At 66.3% G+C, this 22,311-nt stretch carries 18 protein-coding genes and 2 pseudogenes; 11 read left to right on the top strand and 9 right to left on the bottom strand.

All coding sequences use genetic code 11. From position 1 onward, the window contains the following. Nucleotides 1-125 (top strand): annotated as a pseudogene (locus C486_RS20680) (IS6 family transposase); the annotation flags it as partial. Between the two features lie 68 nt (nt 126-193). Here C486_RS20680 and C486_RS21970 read toward each other — a convergent pair. The 4 genes from C486_RS21970 to C486_RS19680 all read right to left on the bottom strand — a co-directional run bounded on the left by C486_RS21970 (nt 194) and on the right by C486_RS19680 (nt 5,327). Continuing rightward, entirely contained in the window at nt 194-319 is a 126-nt protein-coding gene (locus C486_RS21970) for a hypothetical protein (protein WP_008459395.1), read from the bottom strand. Nucleotides 320-531: 212 nt separating this feature from the next. Then, the gene (locus C486_RS19690; protein WP_008459392.1) at nt 532-1,359 is read right to left on the bottom strand and encodes an alpha/beta fold hydrolase; all 828 of its coding nucleotides are present in this window, start codon (nt 1,357-1,359) and stop codon (nt 532-534) included. A gap of 99 nt (nt 1,360-1,458) precedes the next feature. After that, nucleotides 1,459-3,042: a uracil-xanthine permease family protein gene (locus C486_RS19685; RefSeq protein WP_008459391.1), complete on the bottom strand. Its 1,584-nt coding sequence runs from the start codon at nt 3,040-3,042 to the stop codon at nt 1,459-1,461. A 65-nt stretch (nt 3,043-3,107) separates the two neighbouring features. Further along, nucleotides 3,108-5,327, bottom strand: coding sequence for a VWA domain-containing protein (locus tag C486_RS19680; protein WP_008459390.1), 2,220 nt, complete (start codon nt 5,325-5,327; stop codon nt 3,108-3,110). 34 nt (nt 5,328-5,361) lie between these two features. Between C486_RS19680 and cobN the strand changes: the two are divergent. The 3 genes and pseudogenes from cobN (at nt 5,362) to C486_RS19665 (ending at nt 10,856) form a co-directional block, all read left to right on the top strand. Next, a pseudogene (gene cobN, locus C486_RS19675) lies at nt 5,362-9,204 on the top strand (cobaltochelatase subunit CobN). 69 nt (nt 9,205-9,273) lie between these two features. Continuing rightward, a complete protein-coding gene (locus tag C486_RS19670) occupies nt 9,274-10,020 on the top strand; it encodes a precorrin-8X methylmutase (RefSeq protein ID WP_008459388.1) in 747 nt (248 codons plus the stop codon). After that, nucleotides 10,017-10,856: a cobalt-precorrin-7 (C(5))-methyltransferase gene (locus C486_RS19665; RefSeq protein ID WP_008459386.1), complete on the top strand. Its 840-nt coding sequence runs from the start codon at nt 10,017-10,019 to the stop codon at nt 10,854-10,856. The genes C486_RS19670 and C486_RS19665 overlap by 4 nt, the downstream gene beginning before the upstream one ends. A gap of 74 nt (nt 10,857-10,930) precedes the next feature. Here the strand turns inward: C486_RS19665 and C486_RS19660 are convergent, their stop codons facing one another. From C486_RS19660 to C486_RS19645, 5 genes are all read right to left on the bottom strand, one after another. Then, the gene (locus C486_RS19660; RefSeq protein ID WP_008459385.1) at nt 10,931-11,152 is read right to left on the bottom strand and encodes a DUF7130 family rubredoxin-like protein; all 222 of its coding nucleotides are present in this window, start codon (nt 11,150-11,152) and stop codon (nt 10,931-10,933) included. Nucleotides 11,153-11,269: 117 nt separating this feature from the next. Next, complete coding sequence (locus tag C486_RS21855) at nt 11,270-11,437, bottom strand: hypothetical protein (RefSeq protein ID WP_008459383.1); 168 nt, start codon at nt 11,435-11,437, stop codon at nt 11,270-11,272. Nucleotides 11,438-11,527: 90 nt separating this feature from the next. Continuing rightward, on the bottom strand, nt 11,528-12,406 hold the full coding sequence (locus C486_RS19655) for a DUF7351 domain-containing protein (RefSeq protein WP_008459380.1): 879 nt from the start codon (nt 12,404-12,406) through the stop codon (nt 11,528-11,530). A gap of 91 nt (nt 12,407-12,497) precedes the next feature. Next, complete coding sequence (locus tag C486_RS19650; protein ID WP_008459378.1) at nt 12,498-13,505, bottom strand: NADP-dependent oxidoreductase; 1,008 nt, start codon at nt 13,503-13,505, stop codon at nt 12,498-12,500. After that, a complete protein-coding gene (locus C486_RS19645) occupies nt 13,502-14,071 on the bottom strand; it encodes an NADPH-dependent FMN reductase (RefSeq protein WP_008459373.1) in 570 nt (189 codons plus the stop codon). Before C486_RS19645 ends, C486_RS19650 begins: the two co-directional genes overlap by 4 nt. A 312-nt stretch (nt 14,072-14,383) precedes the next feature. Between C486_RS19645 and C486_RS19640 the strand changes: the two genes are divergently transcribed. From C486_RS19640 to C486_RS19610, 7 genes are all read left to right on the top strand, one after another. Continuing rightward, entirely contained in the window at nt 14,384-15,691 is a 1,308-nt protein-coding gene (locus tag C486_RS19640) for a cobyrinic acid a,c-diamide synthase (RefSeq protein ID WP_008459371.1), read from the top strand. 151 nt (nt 15,692-15,842) lie between these two features. Next, the gene (locus tag C486_RS19635; RefSeq protein WP_008459369.1) at nt 15,843-17,177 is read left to right on the top strand and encodes an RDD family protein; all 1,335 of its coding nucleotides are present in this window, start codon (nt 15,843-15,845) and stop codon (nt 17,175-17,177) included. 39 nt (nt 17,178-17,216) lie between these two features. After that, nucleotides 17,217-17,999: a 3-oxoacyl-ACP reductase family protein gene (locus C486_RS19630; RefSeq protein ID WP_008459366.1), complete on the top strand. Its 783-nt coding sequence runs from the start codon at nt 17,217-17,219 to the stop codon at nt 17,997-17,999. Nucleotides 18,000-18,118: 119 nt separating this feature from the next. Then, entirely contained in the window at nt 18,119-19,798 is a 1,680-nt protein-coding gene (locus tag C486_RS19625) for a hypothetical protein (RefSeq protein WP_008459364.1), read from the top strand. A gap of 188 nt (nt 19,799-19,986) precedes the next feature. Next, on the top strand, nt 19,987-20,589 hold the full coding sequence (gene cbiT, locus C486_RS19620; protein ID WP_008459363.1) for a precorrin-6Y C5,15-methyltransferase (decarboxylating) subunit CbiT: 603 nt from the start codon (nt 19,987-19,989) through the stop codon (nt 20,587-20,589). Next, nucleotides 20,586-21,392, top strand: coding sequence for a cobalt-factor II C(20)-methyltransferase (locus C486_RS19615; RefSeq protein ID WP_008459361.1), 807 nt, complete (start codon nt 20,586-20,588; stop codon nt 21,390-21,392). Before cbiT ends, C486_RS19615 begins: the two co-directional genes overlap by 4 nt. Further along, nucleotides 21,389-22,309 carry a cobalt-precorrin-4/precorrin-4 C(11)-methyltransferase gene (locus tag C486_RS19610; RefSeq protein WP_008459358.1) on the top strand — a complete coding sequence of 307 codons (921 nt, stop codon included), beginning with the start codon at nt 21,389-21,391 and terminating at the stop codon, nt 22,307-22,309. The genes C486_RS19615 and C486_RS19610 overlap by 4 nt, the downstream gene beginning before the upstream one ends. The last annotated feature ends 2 nt before the right edge of the window (nt 22,310-22,311 follow it).

The following is a 22,311-nucleotide window of genomic DNA, read 5'->3' as shown; positions in this document are numbered from 1 at the left end:
AACGTGTCTTTAGAGAGATAAAACGTCGAACCTCTTCATTCTCAAACTGCTTTAGTCACGTACAACCGTCAACAGCAGAATCCTGGCTTCAAGCCTTCGCTGTCTGGCACAATGCTACAAACTAAACACGACCTCGGCGACGGCGTTGTCGTCTCGGCTGCCGCTGACGCGTCCGTCGCCGCGGAACTGAGCCCTATCGCGGCGAGGGCGCGTTGTTCGCCTCGAGATAGCTATTGACGACGTGTTTCGAGATGCTGGTCCACTGCTCGGCCGCCGGCGTGGTTGTGGCGCTGTCGGTGTCCGAACAGTGGCTGCTCATGAGTATGAATCTGGGACCATCCCGATCGACGGGGGTCGATTCCGCATAGAGCTAGTACGGTCCCCGTCTTCCGGGTGTCGCCAAAGCGTGTTGGGTGGCCGACGGGAACGGTCCCGAGTGGAGACTGACTCGGCGTCGGACACCCGAACGGTCCGATCCGAGCCGTTCTGCGACGCCCGACGGCGTTCCCTCGCGACGGCTCGCGACCGGAGCTAGGCCGCGGGAAGCCGGTCGAGAAAGTCGGCCGTGATCGCGTTGAACGCCAGCGGCCGGTCCTGATTGACGAGATGGCCGGAGCCGGCGAGTTCTCGCTGGGTGCCGTCGGCGACCGCCATGGCGATCTGTCGGCCCTGTCGCTTGACCAGCGGCGCTTCCTGCTTGCCGTGGACCACGAGCGTTGGCGTTTCGACACCGGTCAGCGCCGGCGGGTCGTACCGATAGAGCGCGTCGAAGATCTTCCGAAATTCGGTCGACGGGATGTCGCCGACCGTCTGGATCGCCTCGGCTCTGACCGCGGGGTCGACCGACAGCCACCGCTGGCCGGTCGTCGCCTGAATCGAGGACAGCATCGACCGGAACGTCCCTTTCGAGCCCGCGATCGACAGCGACATGGAGAGCGCCGGCAGCGGCGACCAGACCGACTTCAGTCCCGTCGGGAACTCGATCGGCGGCATCGACCGCACTGCGCCGCCGAGGATCGCGCCCGCCGCATCGTCCGGATGGCGGTCCAGATACTCTTGGACGATCATCGAGCCCAGCGAGAGGCCACAGAGGGTCGGCTGCTCGAGGTCGAGCGCCGACAGCAGGGCCTCGAGATCGTCGGTGAAGAGGCCGATCGAATACTCGTCCGGGGCGGTGCTGCCGGTCTCGCCGTGGCCCCGAACGTCGAGCGTGACGACGCGATAGTCGTCGGCGAAGCGTTCGATCTGGCTATTCCAGGTCCGGCCGTTCAGCCAGCCACCGTGGACGAACACCAGCGGCGGGCCGTCGCCGCTCGTCTCGTACCAGATCGTCCCGTCCGCGAGTTCGAGTTCCGCCATACGCCCTCTGGAACGCGCGCGCTCTTACACTATCGGGTTGCGTTCGACGTGTTGTGAGGCTGCCAAAACGATATCGGGGTCGCGCGAGCGGCGACGCGGTCAGTCCTCGGTGCTCGTCTCGGTCCGCACCCAGCGGTCCCAAAACGAGTCGAAATCGGTCTCGTCCTCGGCGATCCGGTCCCACTCCGCGAGCCCGCGTTCCTCTCGAGAGCCGGGGATCGTGTTGTCGAGGACGAGCGCGGCGAGGCCGCCGACGGCCATGCCGGTCGAGCCGATGATGAAGACGGTATCGACGACGGCCTGTGCGGCGGCTTCGATCCAGATCGCACTCGATCCGCTTGTGCCGACCAGCGAGTCGACCGTGGCCTCGAGCCCGACGGCCTCGCGGAACGCGAGCGTGCTCTCGAAGTTACCCATGTACGCCGGAATCGCCAGCCCGACGAAGAGGGCAAAGCCGATGACGAAGGTGTTGCGCGAGGAGTCCAGATCGACGTGGCGCAGGTTCGAGACCCCGACGGCGACGATCTGGCCGAACATGGCGATGAAGAGGCCGCCGACGATCGGGTCCGGGATCGTCGCGATCAGTTGGCCGAAGTAGCCGATAAAGCCGACGAACAGCATGACGACGGCCCCGATCTGGACGACGTACCGCGAGGCGACGCCGGTCAGGCCGATCGCGCCGATGTTCTCGGAGTAGGAGGTCGAACCGCCGGTCCCCATCACGCCGGCGAAAACGTTCATCAGCCCCTCCATGCCGATGCCGTGGTTGATCCGTTTCCCGCTCGGCGCGCCCGAGCCGGTGATGTTCGCCACCGCGTAGTAATCGCCGATGCTCTCGACGATCGAGGCCAACACGCCGGCGAACATCCCGACGACGAAGGCGGTCGTCACCTGCGGCACGCCCCACTGGAAGGGGTAGATCGGCAACAGCAGTCGAGTGTCCGCGACCTGCTCGAGGTCGACGAAGCCGGGATGGCTCCCCCCGATGACGCCGGCGACCGAGAGCGCCGCCGCGACGACCCAGGCGATGACCAGCGCCAGAATGACCGGATACAGACGGAACGCCCTGTGTTTGACGTCGAGGTACTGCGAGAACAGCAGGATGAGGCCGAGCGTGAGCCCGAGCAGCCACCAGCTCTGGTCGGGCGTCGTGATCTGCGGTGCGCTGAACAGCGACAGCCCGATCAGTGCAATCGTCGGGGCGATGACGACCGGCGAGAGGAACCGACGGAGTTTCCCGACCAGTCCGAAGTATCCCATCGCGACCTCGACGACCGCAGCGACGATGATCGCCCCTTGTAACTGCAGTAACGCGGCCTCCCAGCCCGAGCCCCCGGAGACGCCGCCGGCGGTGACGACGCCGACGATCGCAAGCGCGGGTGCGAGCATCGAGAACGGTGCCCCTTGCACGATCGGATACCGGTTTCCGAACGTCGTTTGCGCCAGCGTCGCGATCCCGGAGACGACGAAGAACGTCCCGATGAACCGCGCGGTCACGCCGGGATAGTCCGTCATTCCCATGGCACTCGCCAGGATCAACGGCACCGCGATGTTCGCACCCACCATCGTCAGATAGTGCTGGATGCCCAGCACGATCGATTCGCCGAGCGGTGGCTGCTCGTCGATTCCATACTCGATATCGTCGCCGACGGCCCCGTCGGCGGCTGGCTCGTCCCCCGTCATCGATTCTCGTCGGATAACGACGGAGGGTGTTCAAAGGGGTGTTGGTCCGTCCCTGGCGGTCCCGCCTACCCTCGGGTCTCGTCCGCAGCGGTCTCGGCGGCGGCGCGAACGGTCTCGACCGACAGCGAAGCGAGGTCGACCAGTTCGCCGTCGGTTTCGGTCGCAACTAGTTCCGAGAGGCCGGCCCGGGAGTCCTCACCTGCGTCGACCACGATCACGCGGGCGTCGCTGGTCGCGAGCGCTCGAGCAGCCGTTCGCGTCGCCGCCGTCGGACTCCCGTCGGCGACGTTCGCCCGGCCGTCGGTGACGAGGACGACGACCGAGGCGTCGGTCTCGGCGCGCTCGAGCACTCGGCGCGAGGTCTCGAGGCCGGCCGGCAGCGGCGTTCGGTCGCCGGAGGGGAGGTCCTTGAGATGGCGGGCGGCCAGCGAGACGCTGTCGGTCGGCGGGAGCAAGATGTCGGCGTCCTCGCCGGCGAACGCGACGAACGAGACTTGATCGCGGTGTTCGTAGCTGTCCCGCAGGAGTTCGAGCACGACACCTTTCGCGGTGCGCATCGCTGGCCGCATCGAGGCGCTGGCGTCGACGGCGAAGACGATCGTCACCGAGGTGTCGCCGGTCCGGACCGACTGCCGGAGATCGTCCTCGCCGACGCGGGACGCCCCGCGGGCGGCGGCCGACCGGACCGACGCCGCGGCGTCGATCGAGCCCTCGCCCGAGGCGGGTTCGGTGCGCACGCGAGCGCCCCGGTTGGCCGTACTCGGCGACGTACTCGCACGGGTGCCGGTCGCGCTCGGCGTCTCGCTGTCGACGGTCGGCGACTCGAGGTCGGGAGCCCGCGCTTTGCCGACCCCAGCCCGCTGCTGGCCGGGCACGAGCGGCTGGGCGGTTTCCTCGTCCTCGTCGTCGGGCGACGTCTCCGAATCCGACTCCCCGTCGCTCGAGCCGTCGTCCGACCCGCCGTCGCCGGCTTCGGCGGACGACTGGGCCGCTGACTCGGGTCGGTCGCCGTCGGGGCGGCGCTCGGGACCATCGTCAGTGTCGGTGCTGTCCTCGTCGCCGCCGGACCCCGCTCCGTCGCTCGAATCTTCACCGTCAGCACCGTCGTCCCCGTCGTTCCCGTTTCCCTCGTCGCGATCACCGCGGTCGTCACCGTCGCCCGATTCGGAGTCGGCGTCGCCGTCCGTTTCCTCCGCGCTGTCACCGTCGTCCGCGTCACCCCCCTCTTCCCCCTCGGTCTCGTCCGGCGGCTCCTCGTCGAACCGATCCTCGAGCAGGTCGTCGAGGTCGGGTTCGTCCTCGAATGGGGTGCTCCGGAGGCGGTGGGGGAGGGCGTAGGTCGCGGCCTCGTGGATGTCGGGCTTGATGACCGTCTCACGGCCCTCGAGCGCGGCCAGCGTCATCGCAGTGCGGGCCGTCGCCACGTCGCCGCGGTGACCGTCGACGCCGGCCTCGAGACAGAGTTCGGCGATCTCGGCCTTGAAGTCTGGGGGGAGGTCGACGCTCGAGAGGCGATCCCGGGCCGCGGTGAGGTCCTCGCGCAGGGCATCGACCGCGTCGGCGTAGTCGGGTCGCGGATCGGACGCGCCGCCGTCGGCCTCGAGCGCGCGATCGATGATCTCGACCCGATCGTCGATCTCCCGGCAGCCCTCGACGCTGGCCTGGAGGGCAAAGCGGTCCCGCAGTTGGGGACGCAGGTCGCCCTCTTCCGGATTCATCGTGCCGATCAGAGTGAACTCGGCGGGGTGGGAGACGCTGATCCCGTCGCGCTCGACCGTGTTGACGCCGCTTGCGGCGGCGTCTAAGATGACGTCCACGAGGTGATCGTCGAGCAGGTTGACCTCGTCGACGTAGAGGATGCCCCGGTGGGCACGGGCCAACAGTCCTGGATCGAAGTCGGCTTCGCCGGCCAGCGCGTCCTCGACCGAGAGGGTCCCGACGACGCGGTCCCGCGTCGCGCCCAGCGGAAGGGTCACGAGCGGAACGGGTCGCGTTTCGACCGGCAGGTCCGCTGGATCGCGTTCACGGCAGTCCTCGCATTGCAGGTCGGGGTCGTCGGGTGAACAGCCGTACGGGCAGTCCGCCACGGCCCGCTGGTCGGGCAGGAGATCGACGAGCGCCCGAACTGCCGTCGACTTCGCGGTCCCTTTCTCGCCGACGATCAAGGCCCCGTCGAGACCGTCGTTGGCCGCGACGGCGAGCAACACGCGCTTTAGCTCGTTCTGTCCGACGATCGCCGGAAACGGGAGTGACGACAGCTTTTTGCCCCCGGCGTTTACAACCATGCTTGAGCTAATACAACAGAGGTTTAAAAGTACGATGACACGGATCGGGATCTATACTGCGACGGAGAACGAACTCGGCTCGATCGGGCGGGCCGCCGAGCGCCTCGAGGGGATCGACCTCGTGGTGCGCTCGGAAAGCGACCTCGACGAGGAGGCCGACGTCGAGGAGTTCGTCGAGGAACTGGACGACGCCGCGGCGGCGATCTTCTGGCTGCACGGGGCCGAAGACAGCATGCCGGGCTACGACTACGCGACGGGTGCGCTCGCCGAGGCGGGCGTCCCGCTGATCGTCAAGGCAACNTGTGTATAAGAGACAGACCTCGAGAAGGGCGGGACGATCAACGTCGCGAACCTGTGTCGGTTCCTCGCGGTCGAGTACGAGGGCCGCGAGATCGAATACGACGAACCGACGGCCCTCCCCACGGAGGGGGTCTACCATCCAGATCACCCGGGGATCGAGTACGAGGCCCTGCTCGAGACCCACGACCCCGACAAGCCGACGGTCGCGGTCTGGTTCTACGAGTCCCATTGGACCCACGAGAACACTCGGTACGTCGACGCGCAGGTCCGGGCGCTCGAAGAGCAGGGCGCGAATGTCCTGCCGATCTTCTGTAATCCCGCGACGGACACGGACGAACAGGAAGACGCCGAGTGGGTCACCGATAACTGGCTCCTCAACGACGCGGGCGAGCCGATCGTCGATGCCGTGTTGTCGTCCTTTATGTTCTCCCTCTCGATGGACGAGCGCGGCCGCAGCGCCGACGACGAAGGTAGTTCCGCGGAGGACGTCTTCCTTGATCGGCTCGGCGTGCCCGTCCTCCAGACGGTCACCACGATGCGCTCGCGCTCGCGATACGAATCCAGCGATACAGGCGTGATGGGCTTCGAACTCGCGCTCTCGGTCGCGCTGCCGGAGTTCGACGGGAACGTCATCACCCATCCGATCTCGGGCAAGGAACGCACCGATGACGAGGCCGGCATCGGCTCCGCGCCGAAACACCACTTCCCGATCGAAGACCGCATCGACCACGCGACTCGGCTGGCGGTCAACTGGGCCGAGCTGCGCCACACGCCCAACGAGGACAAGCAGGTCGCCGTCGTCCTCCACAACTATCCGCCGAGCGACGACGGGATCGGGACCGCGTTCGGTCTCGACTCGCCGGAGTCGACGGTCAACCTGCTCGAGGAACTCGACGCTCGCGGCTACGATCTCGGCGACGACATGCCGGACAGCGGGCAGTCCCTCGTAGAGAACCTGACCGCACAGCTCACGCTCGAGGACCGGTGGGTCGCTCCGGAGGACGTCCGTGACCTCTCCGTTGACGTGGTCTCGCCGGATACCTACGAGGAGTGGTTCTCGGAGGCCGACGAGCGCTTTCAGGAGAATATCATCGAGGAGTGGGGTGAGGTCCCCGACCGCCCGTTCGCGATTCCGGGCGTCGAGTTCGGTAACGTCCTCGTCACCGTCCAGCCGCCACGCGGCTTCGGCATGGACCCCTCGAAGGTCTACCACGACTCGAACCTGCAGCCGCCACACGACTACTATGCGTTCTACGGCTGGCTGCGCAATACGTTCGAGAGCGACGCTGTAGTCCATCTGGGAACCCACGGCAGCCTCGAGTGGCTCCCCGGCAAGACCGTCGGCCTGAACGGCGAAAGCGCGCCCGACCAGTTGATCGACGACATCCCGAACGTCTACCCGTACATCGTCAACAACCCCGGCGAGGGAACCCAGGCCAAGCGCCGCTCCTACGCCGCGATCGTCGACTATCTGACGCCCGTGATGCGGTCGGCGGGCACCTACGACGAGTTGTCGGAACTCGAGGAGTTGGCAAACCAGTACCGCGAGGCCGGGATGGAAGACGCCCGCGCCGACGACGGCCAGCACCTCGCGGACCTCATCCGCGAAACGGTCGACGAACTCGATCTCGCCGTCGAGTTGGGGATCGAGGGGACCATCGACGAGAAAGCCGACGTTCGCGGGCCCGACGAGGCCGGCTCGAGCCTCGCCGAGGGCGAGGTGACGGGAGACGAGGTCGACATCGACGACCTCGTCGAACGCGTCCACGAGTACCTCACGGACGTCAAGACGACCCAGATCCGGCTGGGACTGCACACGATGTCCGAACCGCCGGCCGGCGAGCGCCTCGTGGAGTATCTCGTCGCGCTCACCCGCCTCGAGAACCCCGGCGCGCCGAGCCTGCGCGAGAGCGTGGCCGGCGCGCTCGGTGTCGACTATGAGAAGATGCTGAACGCGCCCGGTGAGTACGACGACGCCCTCGGGATGACCTACGCCGAGGCCGCCGACGAGGTCTACGAGACGAGCGTCGACCTGATCGAGACGCTCGCCGAACACGACTTCGACATTCCGGTTTCGGAGCGCGAAGCGGGGCCGGACGACGAGATGAACATGAACCTGCTGGTGGTCGACCTCGAGACCATCGGCGACGGGCGCGCGAAATCCGGCGCGCACAACGACCTTCGGGAGGCACTCGCGTACATCTGCGAGGAGGCCCAGCCCCGCGTGCAGGGAGCCGAAGACGAGATTCCCCGCACTGCGGATGCCCTCTCGGGCGAGTACGTCCCGCCGGGCGGCTCCGGTGCGCCGACCCGCGGCGGCGTCGACCTGCTGCCGACCGCGCGGAACTTCTACACGCTCGACCCACGCAAGGTGCCGGCGAAGGCCGCCTGGCAGGTCGGCAGCGAGGTCGCCGAGGGCGTCCTCGAGCGCCACCACGACGAGCACGGCGAGTACCCCGAGGAGATCGGCGTCGTCGCCTGGGGGACGCCCACCGTCCGCACCCGCGGCGAGACCATCGCGCAGGTGCTGGCTATGATGGGCGTCGAACCGCAGTGGACCGACGCCGGCCGCATCGACGATGTCGAGCCGATCCCACTCGACGAGTTGGACCGACCCCGCGTCGACGTGACGACCCGCGTCTCCGGGCTGTTCCGGGACGCCTTCCCGGCCGCAGCGGGGGTCATCCACGACGCCGTCGATGCGGTCGTTGACCTCGACGAGCCCCACGAGATGAACTACGTGAAGAAACACGTCGAGGAAGAGCAGGCGGCACTCGAGGAAGAAGACGGCCTCGACGAATCGGACGCTCGAACGGCCGCGAAACACCGCGTCTTCACGACCCGGCCCGGCGGCTACGGTGCCGGGACGAACAAGGCCGTCGACGAGGGCAACTGGGACGACCGCTCGGATCTCGCCGATGTCTACGTCCAGTGGGGCGGCTACGCGATGGGCTCTCGCGGTCGGGTGTCCGACGCCCATGACGCCTTCGAGCGCCGCCTCTCGTCCGTCGACGCGACGGTCAAACTCGAGGACACAATGGAGCAAGACGAGTTCGACTCCTCGGACTGGTACGCCTTCCACGGCGGCTTCATCTCCGCCGTGAGCGAGATTTCGGGCACGGAGCCCGCCTCCTACGTCGGCGACTCTTCCGATCCGGACAACGTCGATGTCTACACGAACGAGGAGAAGGTCCGCAAGGCGATGCGCTCGCGCGTGCTCAACCCCGACTGGCTCGAGTCCATGGAGGACCACGGCTACAAGGGCGCGGGCGATCTCTCGACGACCGTCGACGTGACGCTGGGCTGGGACGCGACCACCGGCGTCGTGAGCGACACCCTCTGGGAGGAGGTCGCCGAGAAGTTCGCCTTCGACGAGGACCGCCAGGACTGGATGCGAGACGTGAACCCGTGGGCCCTCGAGTCGATCACGGAGACGCTGCTCGAGGCCATCGAGCGCGACCTGTGGGACGCCGACGACGAGACGGTCGACCGGCTGCGAGATCTCAATCTCGAGGTCGAGGGCGACCTCGAAGCGCGGACGACAAACGAGACCGTGGGGGCAGCGACCGATGATTGACGGACTCGAACCGGCGACCGAACCGATTCGGCCGACAGCCGATAGCCGCCACCGAGCGAGTGATACCCGATGACTGAACAGGACTTCGAGGAGGAGTACGCCGATCTGGGAGCAACGACGCAGAACGCGATGGACATCGCGGAGACGAGTATGGACATCGTCAGGCAGTTCACGCCCGACGAGACGCTGGCCGACCGCGTGCGTCAGAAGTCGGTCCACTCGATGGGCGACATCGAGTTCCAGCACCTGATTCGATTTACAGGCACGGACGACCTCGGCGACGACGAGGACGCGCCGGTTCGTGCCGGTGCGCGGGCCGTGCTCGACGAGGCCGACATCTTCACCGACATCACGATGGTGAAAGCCGGCGTCACGGGTCGGGGCCACGACTGCGAGGTCTCGAAAGCCATCGGTCACGGCAAGGAACTCGCCGCCGAGACCGGGATGACCCGGACTGCCGCGGCGATGCTCGAACTCGATAAAGAGGACGCCTTCGAGGACGCGATCGTCACGATCGGGAACGCGCCGACGGCGGCGCTGGCGCTGGCGGACTGCATCGAGCAAGGGACCCGGCCAGCGGTCGTCGTCGCGAACCCGGTCGGCTTCGTCAAGGCCGAGGAGAGCCGCGGACGCATTCGCGAGGTCAGCGAGGCGTACGGCGTCCCCGCGATTACGCACGTCGGCCGCCGGGGTGGCAGCGGCCTCGCCGCCGCCCTGACGAACGAACTGATCCACGTCGCGAAGGATGTCCGGACCGACGAGATCGACCTCGAGCTCGACGCCGAGACGCGGGCCACGGACGGCCGGAACCGATGAGCGACGAGTACGACCTCGATGCGGGACCGGATCCGGCGACGTTCGCGGCGGCAGCGGCGGAGTCCGACATCGATGAGGAGGGCGCTACGCCGGAGGGGCAGCGAGACGGAGGCGGTGAAACCGCCGGAGCAGACGACCCAGTCTACGCCGTCGGCGTCGGCCCCGGCAACCCCGAGTATCTCACGCCCCGGGGCGAACGGGCGATCCGCGAGGCCGATGTCGTCGTCGGCTTCACGACCGTCGTGGAGTTCATCGAGGACAAGACGGACGCCGACTTGCTGACCTGCGGCTACAAGGACGAGGCCGCGGCGCTCGAGGAATTCGGCGAGCGCGTCGCGGCCGGCGAGTCGGGGACCGCCGTCGCGATGGGCGACCCCAACCACTCGGGCTACCAGTTCGTCGGGAAGGTACAGGATACGGTCCAACAGCACGATTCCGACAGCCCCGTTCGCATCGTCCCGGGCATCTCCTCGATCCAGCTGGCCGCCAGCCGCGCCCGGACGCCGATGGAGGACACCGAGTTCGTCACGCTGCACAAGAGCGGCGATCTCGAGTCGGATATGGACCGCCTCGCGGCCGCGGCGACGACCGACGAGCGACATCTACTCGTCCTCCCCCGACCGTACGACCGGATGCCCGGCGATCTCGCCGCCTTCCTGCTCGAAGAAGGGGCCGATCCCGATCTCGAGGCGCTGGTCTGCGAAAAGTTGACCCACGACGCGGAAGCGATCCACCGGTTCACGCTGGCCGAACTGGCAGACCACGCCGGCGGGGACGGGGCGGAGGACACGCCGTTCTCCGATCTGGTCGTGCTTGCAGTGCGGCAGCCGGTTTAACGGTCCGGCCCCGTCGTGTTCTCGCCGCGAACCGGGCCGAAGCGAGCAGGTCCAAGACGGATGCCACCGCGATTTCAGTCCTCCTCCAAGTAGAACAGTTCCTCCCGCGGTGCCAGGCAGTCGGGACACGCGTCCGGCAACTCGTCCTCGAACCGTCCCATCTCGCCGCAGGACCCGCAGCGCCACATGGTGTATCCGCGGCTCTCGGGCTCCTGAACTTCGCCGATCGGGAGTTCGGTCTCGTTTTTGTTCCGCAGTTCGTCCGCGATCGACGGCTGGTCGGTTTCGGGCTTCATCACGGTTATCACTACGCCTAGTGGTGTGTTAAAATATACCATGGTAGGGCAAGCAGTACTCGAGATCGGGGCCTCGAGACGGGGCTGTGTTCGTCGAAAAACGGATCGGAACGGCCGTTATTCGTCGCCTTCGTACTCGCGCAGGACGGACGACACGGTGTTCGACACTTCCTCGAGCGCGACGGCGTGGGTCTTCCGGAGGTCGTCGTCGTCCTGTGCCGCGCCGAGGTGGCGAAGCGCCTCGCGGAGGTGCCGTTCAGTATCGGGTCCTGGTTCGTCGGTCATGGGTCGAGCGCCGAATCGTAACCGACTCGAGCGGTTAAGTTCGTCGGTGGTCTGACCCCTCACTCGAGAGGATCCCGGACGGCCGACGACTCAGCATCGCTGCGTCTCGATGACCGATAGCTCGCCGTCGAGCGTACTCTCGAGCCGGTCGTCCGCGAGCGGAATCGACACGGCGATTCGCCAGGGGGTCGTCGATCGGACGGTCGTGTACTCGTCGCTGATACACCAGTCGAACTGCCAGTATCGCGCGGACTCGAGGTCGATACCGTGATCGCGATAGAACGCGACGACGGCGGGCTGATCGAGTAGTGCGAGCCCGACTGTCGAGCAACGGCTGTGGTGGCACTGTTCACAGCTGTACGTCGCCTGTAAGTCGACGTCGAGACAGCAGTCGTCCTCACGAGCGATTTCGGTCCGAATTCGGCCGCTACACGCCGGGCAGACGCCGTCCTTGGCGAGGCCGTGCAGACGACGGACGCGACGATCGAACGCGGTGAGGATTTCGTCGTGGTTCCGGTCGAGGAGACCGCCGGGCGGAAACGAGTACTCCCCGTGTGTCCGTCCGCAAGCGGGGCAGTCGATGGCGAGCCGTTCGTCGTCGTAGCTCGCTCGGAGCGGCGACCCACACTGGGTGCAGTCGTCGCCGGTCTCGAACGGCTCGAGGTGAGGATGAGCGTTGAACGACCCGGCGACGATCGCGTGGACGACGTGCTTGCCGGCCGTTCGGAGTTCGTAGCCGGCGTCGGTCTTCCGGACGAACTGTCCGGTGAGCTGCTTCAGGTGATAGTTGAACTGCGGGCTCGTGTCGGTCCCGACGGTTTCGTAGAGCCGCGAGAACGGGACTGGCGTGTCGTCGGTGTTCCAGAGGGCCTCGAGAATCTCGACCCTCGTTTCGTCGCCGACGAGGGAGAACGCCTTGGCAGGCCGGAGACAGTGGTCCGACTCCTGAGCGCGTCTCACCGCCTCCATTCGATTCATGATCGGACCGAGTGCGGGAAGCCGCTAAAGTGTTGCTTTCCATCCACTTTCGGCCGCCGTGCAGTGCGGCCCGGAAGTGGGCTCACGGCGATCGATCGCCGCCGACCTCGAGAACGAGTTTCCCGCGGACGTGTCCGTCTTCGCTCTCCTGGTGGGCAGTGGCGACATCGGAAAGCGGGTAGCTTCCGCTCACCGTCGGCCGGAGATGGCCGTCTTCGATGAGCGCACGGAGCTCCGCAAGTGTCGTCGCGTCGGGCTCAATGCTGAACCAGTCGACGGTCGCGTTGCGCTCCTGCCGGACCGTCTCGCACACCGCCTCGGACGGCGGTTCCGGAAGCGTCACGATGCGGCCACCGTCGGCCAGCACGGCTATGGATCGCTCGAGCGTGTCGCCGCCGACTGCGTCGAGTACGAGATCGACGGAGTCCACGACACGCTCGAACCGCTCCGCCCGATAGTTCACGAACTCGTCGACACCGAGCTCCCGGAGGTACGCCTCGTTCTCGCCGGACGCAGTGCCGACGACGTGTGCCCCGGCGTGGGCTGCGAGCTGGACGGCTACATGACCGACGCCGCCGGCAGCGGCGTGGACGAGCACGCGCTGGCCGTCGCGGAGCGCTCCCGCGTCGAAGAGGGCACGCCACGCAGTGAGTCCGACCATCGGCAGTCCGGCGGCGTCCGCGTGGCTGAGCGGTGTCGGCTTCGTGACGACCTCGTCCGCCGGGACGGCCGCGTATTCGGCATAGGCGCCGCCCGGATCGGGCAGCCCCACGAGACCGAAAACCTCGTCGCCGGGCTCGAACTCGGAGACGGCCGCCCCGACCATCTCGACGATGCCCGACAGATCCCAGCCGAGGATCGTCGGCAGCGACGGTGAGAGCGCCTCGTCGGTGTAGCCCTCGCGAACCATCCAGTCGATGGGGTTGACGCCGGCGGCACGGACGCGAACGAGCAGTTCGTCGTCGCCGGGCTCGGGCCGGGGAACCGTCTCCGCGGTCAGCATGTCCGACCCGCCGTGTTCGTGGATCCGAATCGCTCGCATCGTTCCCGCGGCCGACCGGTCGGTCGTCGCTGTGTTGTGTTCAGTCATCGGCCTCGAGCGATCGTCTCGGAATCGGTCGCCACGCCGGCGTACGCGACGAGGTCGCGGCCGAGCTGGCGAACCCGTTCAGCGACCGCTTCGTCGGCGATTCCCTCGTCGGTAATCGTCGTGTGGGCGTTCGGGACGGCAACATCGGTCGGCAGCGGCCACGCGTGTAGCGTCCGGCTGACGGTCCGGAGATGGTCGATCGCCGATCCCGGAAACTCGCCGCCGGCTACCTCGAGCAAGCCGACGGTCGTTCCGGCGAACTCCTCGCGACGACAGTAGTCGAGGGCGTTCTTCAGCGAGCCGGCGTACGATCCGTGATAGTTGGGCGTCCCGAGTGCGACGCTGTCCGCGTCGGCGATCGTCGCGCGGAGGCGGTCGGCGTCCGGCGGCTCCGACTCGACGGCGTGCAGGCTCGGCAACTCGTACGAGCGGAGGTCGACGAGTTCCGTCGTCGCTCCGGTCTCCCGTGCGGTTGCGAGCAGCGATTCGAGGGCGACGTTCGTTCTGCTCTCGTCGCGCAAACTGCCACAGAGTGCGACGACGTGGGGCGTAGATTTCCGTGTCATCACCGCCGAATACGACACCGGGACGCTAAAACAGTCGCCAAAACGACGTTTTGTAACCCGATTTCCAAAACCATCCTTTTGTATTTGTTCTGACCATTCGTCGATTGGAGCGGGTGCTGCCGGCCATCCGTCCTGGGTTGGCATCCGAACAGGGTGATCGTCGCTGCCACGAATGGTGTGCTGACCGGTCGATTCCACCGATGGGTTCAAGTCCAGTTGTTCTAATTCAATCGTAGTGATGACCGACCGCGAGACGACGACCCAATACGAACGGCTCGCCGGAGCGGCGGATCGGATCCGAGGACACGGACCATGAAGGGGTTCGTCCTCGGTGGCGTCAGCTCCGGCGTCGGGAAGACCGTCGCGACGCTGTCGATCGTGCAGGCACTCGCGGACGCCGGCCACGAGGTCCAGCCCGCCAAGGCAGGGCCGGACTTCATCGATCCGAGCCACCACGAGGCGATCGCGGGCCGCCCCTCCAGAACGCTGGATCTGTGGCTCTGCGGCGCGGACGGTCTCCGGCGGAACTACCGCCGCGGCGAGGGCGACATCTGCGTCGTCGAGGGCGTGATGGGCCTCTACGACGGCGACGGCTCGAGCACCGCCATGGTCGCCGAAGCGCTCGATCTACCGGTCGTCCTCGTGGTCGACGCGAACGCGGGGATGGAAAGCGTCGCGGCGACCGCGCTCGGCTTCCGCGAGTACGCCGACACGATCGGCCGCGAGATCGATGTGGCCGGCGTCGTCGCCCAGCGAGCCCACGGCGGCCGCCACGAGCAAGGGATTCGCGACGCCCTGCCTGACGACATGGAGTTCTTCGGTCGGATTCCCCCGAACGACGACCTCGAGATTCCCGATCGACACCTCGGACTCGAGATGGGCGCGGAGGCGGCGCTGCCGACGGCGGCACTGCGGGAGGCCGCCGAGTCGCTCGCGGCCGATCGGCTGGCTGCAGTCGCCAGTGAACCGCCCGCTCCTGAAACGCCGATTGAGGCCGCCGAGTCGGTCGACGCCACGATCGCCGTCGCCAGCGACGCCGCCTTCTGTTTCCGGTATCCGGCGACGATCGAGCGCATCCGCGACCGGGCCGAACTGGTCACGTTCTCGCCGGTCGCTGGCGATTCCGTCCCCGACTGCGACGGGGTCTATCTGCCCGGCGGCTATCCGGAACTCCACGCCGACGCACTCGAGTCGGCCGGCACACTGGACGAACTCGGCGACCGGGCCAGCGACGGACTGCCCGTCCTGGGAGAGTGCGGGGGCCTGATGGCGATGAGTCAGTCGCTGACGACCGCCGCGGGCGACCGCAGCGAGATGGCTGGCATTCTCCCCGCGGACGTGACCATGCACGACCGCTATCAGGCGCTCGATCACGTCGAACTCGCAGCCACCGAGGGAACGCTGACCGCGGCTGCCGGGGCGACGATTCGCGGTCACGAGTTCCACTACTCGAGCGCCGATGTCGACGGCGACGCTCGCTTCGCCTTCGAGACGGTTCGTGGCGACGGCATCGACGGGGAGCACGACGGCCTGACCGAGTACGAGTCGCTCGGTACGTACGTCCACGTTCACGCGGAAAGCGGGGCGTTCGATCGGTTCCTCGAGCGTTGCGGCCGGTGACGACTCGAAGCGCTCGGTGGCAGCGACGGTTTACGATCCGCTCGAGCGCGTTTCGTCCGGTACTGTGCCGTCTCGCCTTTTCAGCGCTGGCCAGTCGGTTCTAACGCGAAAGAATGAATTTATGCCGGAGCTGCCAGAAAAATGCCTGCTAGTGACAACACTCAGGATTTTCGGGACGATCCATGCGAATACGCGGAGCATCGTCGAAGACGACCTCCGGGAATTCGCGAGTGGAGCGGACGCGATCGCGGTCGAGCAGCCGCGACTCGGTGCGACCGCTCGTTCGGCGATCGGACTCGTCTGCCGGTACCCGTTCTTTTTCATCGGCCTCCAGTTGCTTTTTGTGCTCCAGATACCGCTGTACGTGCTGTGCAACCGTGATCTACGGTCCGCCGAGTCGCTCGTGGCTCGAACGGTGGCAGGGAAGCGGCCGGTACACGAGGTCGACCGTCATCCCCTCGATGTCCTGACCGATCGCACTCCCGGCTGGATCGTCGGCAACTGGCTCACGTTCCTCGCGGTCGCGGCCGCGTTCCCGATCGAGACGCTCGTCGCGGGAGGGCTCGCCGTCGGTCTGCTATCGGTGACGGTGGTTCGATCCCGCTGTGGGTTCCGAATCCCGATGCTCGTCGCGGCGCTGTCGCTGTCCGCAGTTGCCTACGGCTCGGTGATCGTCGGCATTGTCCCGTCCGATACCGCTGGAAGCGTCGTCCTGCTCTTTCTGGGGGCGGGGTACCTCCTCATCAGAAGCACGCTCGAGGCACGCAACGAGGCGATGCTCGCAGCGGTCGCCGCGCTGGCAACGACCAACGACTACGAACGGGTCTGTCTCGCGACCGGGTACAAACACCTGCCAGGACTGGTTGAGCGCGCGTCCGGACACGGGTTATTGACGGCGGCCGTCTTCGAACCACAATGGCGCGCGTCGGGAGCGGTACTCGAGCCGAAAGCGGTCCTCGACCGCAACGATTCCGACGCTCGGCCGAACATGGAAACTGCCGGAACGGTGCTCCGCCGTCGAGCCGTGGCGACCGGAATCGACTGGCTCGTGATCGCGCTACTTGCGCTCTTCGCTTCGGCGCTCCTGGCCGGGCTCGATGCGGACGCTTCGGGCGGCGGCGATGCGGTTATCGGCGGCTTCATCCTGCTCTGGTGGCTTCTGTTGCCGCCAACGTACTTCGTCGTCGGGGAGGCGACGTACGGGCGGACCGTCGGCAAGTCGCTCCTTGATCTCGCTGTCGTTCGAATCGACGGCTCGCCGTGTACGCTTGGCGACGCGATCGTTCGGACGGTCCTGCTCCCACTCGATTTCCTTCCGGGCGGATATCTCCTCGGTGCCATCATCGCCGCCACGACCGACTACGGCCAGCGACTCGGCGATATCGCGGCCGGGACGACCGTGGTGAAACGCGAACGGGTGACCGATTCTGCGGAGTCGTCGCGCCGCTCGCGCTCCTCGAGCGGTGTTGATCTCGATGCAGACTAGACAAGTATTTAGCACGATGTTCGTGGTAGCAGCCCTCGCATGTCGGAAACAGTTCACCGTCTCGAACCGTTGTCGCGTCGTCCACTGACCGATCGTACCTGTCTCGTAACGGGCTCTTCCCGGGGCATCGGTCGCGAAATCGCGTTCGAACTCGCCCGCTGTGGGGCCGACGTAGCCGTCAACTACCGCTCGTCGGACGAATCGGCGTGCGAGGTCACCGAGACGATCGCGGAGAACGGCGAAACGGCCATCCCTGTACAGGCGGATGTCTCGGATCCGGCGGCGGTTGAGCGGATGGCAGCGAAAGTCCGCGAGGAACTCGGCGAAATCGACGTGCTCGTCAACAACGCGGGGATCACCATCGACCGCACGTTCGAGGAGATGACCTACGAGGACTGGCAGACGGTCATCGACATTAACCTGAACGGGACGTTCAACTGTACGAACGCGTTCTACGAGGACATCAAGACGTCCGACCACGGCCGACTCATCAATATCTCGAGCGTCGTCGGCCAGCAGGGCAACTACGGCCAGGCGAATTACGCCACCTCGAAGGGCGGACTGTTTGCCTTTACGCGGACGCTGGCGCTGGAACTCGCCGACCACGGCTCCACGGCCAACTGCGTCGCACCGGGGTTCACCGAGACGGAGATGCTCGAGAAGGTTCCCGACCGAGTACAGGACAAGATCCGAGAGGAGATCCCACTGAGCCGGTTCGCCGACCCCGCGGACATCGTCGGCATGGTCCGCTTTCTCGCCGGCGATCAGGCGGAATACATGACCGGACAGGTACTGGGGATTAACGGCGGGATGGAGTGGTAACGAGTCGCTGAACGAGCCGGATCGGTCGCTACACTGGCGTGTAACCAACGCCGCGGGTGTACCGATAGTTCTACCAAGAGATCGAATCAATTATAATATATTACCGGAAGAGATAGCCAATGTCTGCGCTTCTGGATGCCCTCCGCGTCACGGTTCGTTCGGAGCGACTCGGTACGGCCGTCGTCATCGTCGCGGTGCTCGAGACGCTGGTGCGTGTCGGCCTCGCGGTCGCGATTTCCCCCGTTGCCAGCCTCCTCTTGCCGCCGCTCATCGCGGTCGTGGGTCTCGCATCGGTCGTTCCGGTAGTACGGAACGCGATGGACGGCAGTGACGAAACGCCCGCACAGAACGTAGCGGTTCGACGCCGGCTTCCGTCCCTCGTCGGCGTCGCTGTCGGTGGCCACGCACTTGCACTTGCAGGGGGAGCAGCCCTCTTTTTGCTCGTCGACACGCCGATTCGATACGGACTCTACTGGGCCGGCCGGGGTGACCTGCTCACCACAACCGTCATCGTGATCACGCCGTTGATCGGCGTCACAGTCGGGATGCTCGTCATGTGGGCGATTCCAGCCATTGCGGTCGTTCGGGTCGCCGACGGTGACAGTTGGGTTCAGGGACTTCGAACAGCGCTCGTGACGACGGTGACCCGGCCTCGAGCGATCGGTGGGGCCATCTGCCGCCAACTCGTCTTCGTCGCGGTGTTCAACGTGGCGGTCGGCGTCGGGGCTCGGATCGGAAGCGAACTCGGCTCAGGCCCACAGTCGGGCCCGATCCACTATCTACCACAGTTCGAGTTCATCGAATACATGTATTTCCCGCTCGCGCTGGTGTTCGAGGGTCTCATCAGTATCTACTCAATCGTGCTTGGCGGGTTGGTCGTCGTCTTCGGGGGCGCGCTGTGGCTGGCGCTCTCGCTCGCGTTGACAGTCCGGTCCGTCCCTGTCTCCGAGGAGTCGTTCTCCGGAGCACTGATACCGACGAAGACGTCGGTCGCGCGACTTGCGCTCGCGATACTCCTTGGGACCGCGCTTGTCGGAGCAGCCGGTGCCGTTCGGATGGGTGAGGTACGACCGATGGATACGTCTCCCGAGCCGTTACCGGACGATCCGGACGCGCTGTACGCGACGGCCTGGGAGAACACCGACCGGGCGAGTCACGAGTATCAAATCGCCTCTCTGAACGGCGACAACGAAGTCACGTACGCTACAATGATGCGGATCGACAGGGACGATCGGCAGTTCGTATCGAGAACGAACCCGAAAGGCGAACTAACCGGCGATGAGTCCACATGGTACGTTTCGACCGGATTGACTTCCAGTCCCCAGTCAGTCTATCTGAAAGAAGCAATATTCGGGACCCGGAGCATCGATGAGGGTCAGGTCAGACGAGTCGGGCACTTTCCCAGCTATTTCGACTGGGAAGAGGGCGATTTCCGACTCAACGAACCGTCGGGCGACGCAACGGGCTGGACGATCGTCAACGAAAGCGCCGAAACGGTCACGCTCGAGATGACCGATCCCAAGGCGGTTTCCGCCGTGTTGTCTAGCTCCAATGACTGGATCGAATCCGAGGAAGTCGATATCCGAGAATCGTGGGCCCGGATGACGATCGATACCGAACGAAACACGCTCTCCGAGGGCGAGGTTCGACTCAACGCGACCAAATACGAAGACGGTGAGGCGACGGTCTACGATGTACACACGACCTACCAATACGACGTCGATATCGAGGCGGACCGACCAAGCGAGTTCGGCACACCACGGCCCGAGGAGTTACTCTGGCGGCTGTTCGCCTACTGACTCAGTAAGCGGTGACCACAGTGTAGCGGTTCGGCCGTTTCTCGCCGCTGTTCGCCACTCCTCGCGTTCGAACACGTTCAGCCGGAACCGAACAAGGTCGCTTGTCCTATCGAAACCATACCTGCGCAATCGCAGTTGTTCTACCCCAAACAAAATTGTTTTAGGGACGGGCTCTGTTCCAACGGATGATGCCACCCATCGCGCTTCCACACGACGCGAAGGCCGGACCGACGAAGTCCGAGGTCCGGGCCGTCGTCCGCTCGAAGCTCGCGCTCGAGCCGGACGACCACTTCGCGGAGGTCGGCTCCTGTACAGGGGCCGTCACCATCGAAGCCGCACAGCGAGCCGGGCAGGTGACCGCCGTCGAGCGGAAACCCGAGCGGCTCGAGACGACGGAGCGGAACCTCGCCGCGAACGAGGCGTCGGTACGCGCCGACGTCGACCTGCGCAACGCGGAAGCGCCCGAGGGACTGCCCGACGACGCCGACGCGCTCTTTCTGGGCGGCAGTCGGAATTTCGAAGCAGTCCTCGACCACGCCGTCGACACCGAAATCGACCGCGTCGTCATGAACGTCTCGCGGCTCGAGGTCGCGGGCAACGCCACGGAGGCCTTCCGCGAGCGGGATCTGCTCGAGGAGGTCGTCCAGTTCCAGGTGAGCCACGGCTACGAACTCGCCGGTGCGACGAGTTTCAACTCCGACAATCCGGTCTACATGCTGGTCGGGAGTGCGACGCCCGACGAAGACGACGGGAAGACGATCGCCGCCGACGGAGGGAGCACTGCCCGATGACGCTGTACGGCGTCGGACTCGGCCCCGGTGAAGCCGATCTCGTCACGGTTCGCGGGAAGGAGGTCCTCGAGAACGCGGCCGTGGTCTACTCCCCGGGCCGCCTGTCGCGGACGGTCGCGCTGAACCACGTCGACGAGTCGAAGATCGGGGAGCTTGACTTCCCGATGACGAAAGACGAGGAGAAGCTGCGAACGGCGTGGAAGGAAGCCGCCGCGGAGATCGCCCCGAACGCACGGGACGACGACGTTGCCTTCGTCACGCTGGGCGATCCGAACGTCTACTCGACGTTCGGTCACCTGCGCCGGACCATCGACGCCTTTCACCCGGCCGTCGAGTTGGAGATCGTCCCCGGCGTGAGCGCCGTCACGGCGTTCGCGACCGCGATGGGAGTCGAAATCGAGGCCGGGGCGGGGCTCTCCTTGCGAGAGGCCGCCGCCGGCCACAGCCCGACCGGCCCGGACCGGATGATCCTGTTCAAGGTCACCGACGCGCCGGCCACCCACGAGGGCCTCGTCGAGGCCGGCTACGACGTGACCTACGGCCGCCGGCTGTTCATGGAACAGGGCGACACGATCATCACTGACGACCCCGACGAGATCGACGAGCGCGATTATTACACGCTTGCCTACGCCGAGAAGGAGGGTCTCGAGGTCGAGCAGGCGACGGCGGCGTTCGAGACCGACGACGAGACTGGGACGGACGAGACGACCGCGGACGGGGAGCCGGTGACTGACGGTGGCGAACGACGAGCCAGCGAGCGCGCCGAGGGCCGTGCCGGCGGCGACCGTGGAGGCCACCGATGACCGACACGGCGGGGAACGACCCACAGGACGCGATCGATTCGCAGGGCGCACGCCGCCGCGAGGAACTTGATGACCGGGTCTTTGAGTACAGCGCCGGCGACGAACAGGCCGGGATTCCCTTCGTCGGTGCCGGCCCGGGAAACCCGCGGCTGCTGACCGTCGCCGGGAAGGAACTGCTCGAGGACGCCGACCTCGTCGTTCACGCGGGCTCGCTGGTCAACAGCGAACTGTTAGACGAGTACTGTGCCCACGCCGAACTCGTGAATTCGGTGGGCAAGGACTTAGAGGAGCTGATTCCGCTGATGCGGGACGCCTACGAGGACGGCGACAACGTCGTCCGACTCCACAGCGGCGATCCCGCCATCTACGGGGCCGCCCTCGAGCAGATGGACGCGCTGGAACACGAAGGCGTGCCGACTCATTTCGTCCCGGGTGTCACGTCGGCATTCGCGGCCAGCGCGACGTTGCGGACGCAGTTAACGCTCAACGAGGTCTCGAACCACGTCGCCTTCACCCGGCCGCAGGGCAAGACCCTGACGCCGGCGGAAGACCACATCTCCGAGTTCGTCGAGATGGGCGATGTGACGACCTGCATCTATCTGGGGACCCACGCGGTCCGGGACACGATGGATCGGTTGCTCGAGGACGATCACGACCCCGAGACGCCGGTCGCGGTGATCTACCACGCCTCGTGGCCGGACGAGGACGTCATCGTCAGCTCGATCGGCGACATCGCGGACAAAGTCGAGGAGGCGGGCTACCGCGCCTCGGCGCTGGTCGTCATCGGCGACGCCGTGACCGGCGCGGGCTACGAGCGCTCGTTCCTCTACGGCGACTGGGCCGACCGCGGCCCCGACTCGAGCGACGCGGACGAATCGGACGCACAGACCAACGAAACGCAAGCGGAAGACGACTGACC

It is taken from the genome of Natrinema gari JCM 14663, from assembly GCF_000337175.1.
Lineage (GTDB): Archaea > Halobacteriota > Halobacteria > Halobacteriales > Natrialbaceae > Natrinema > Natrinema gari.
This window is presented reverse-complemented; position numbering and strand designations above follow the sequence as displayed.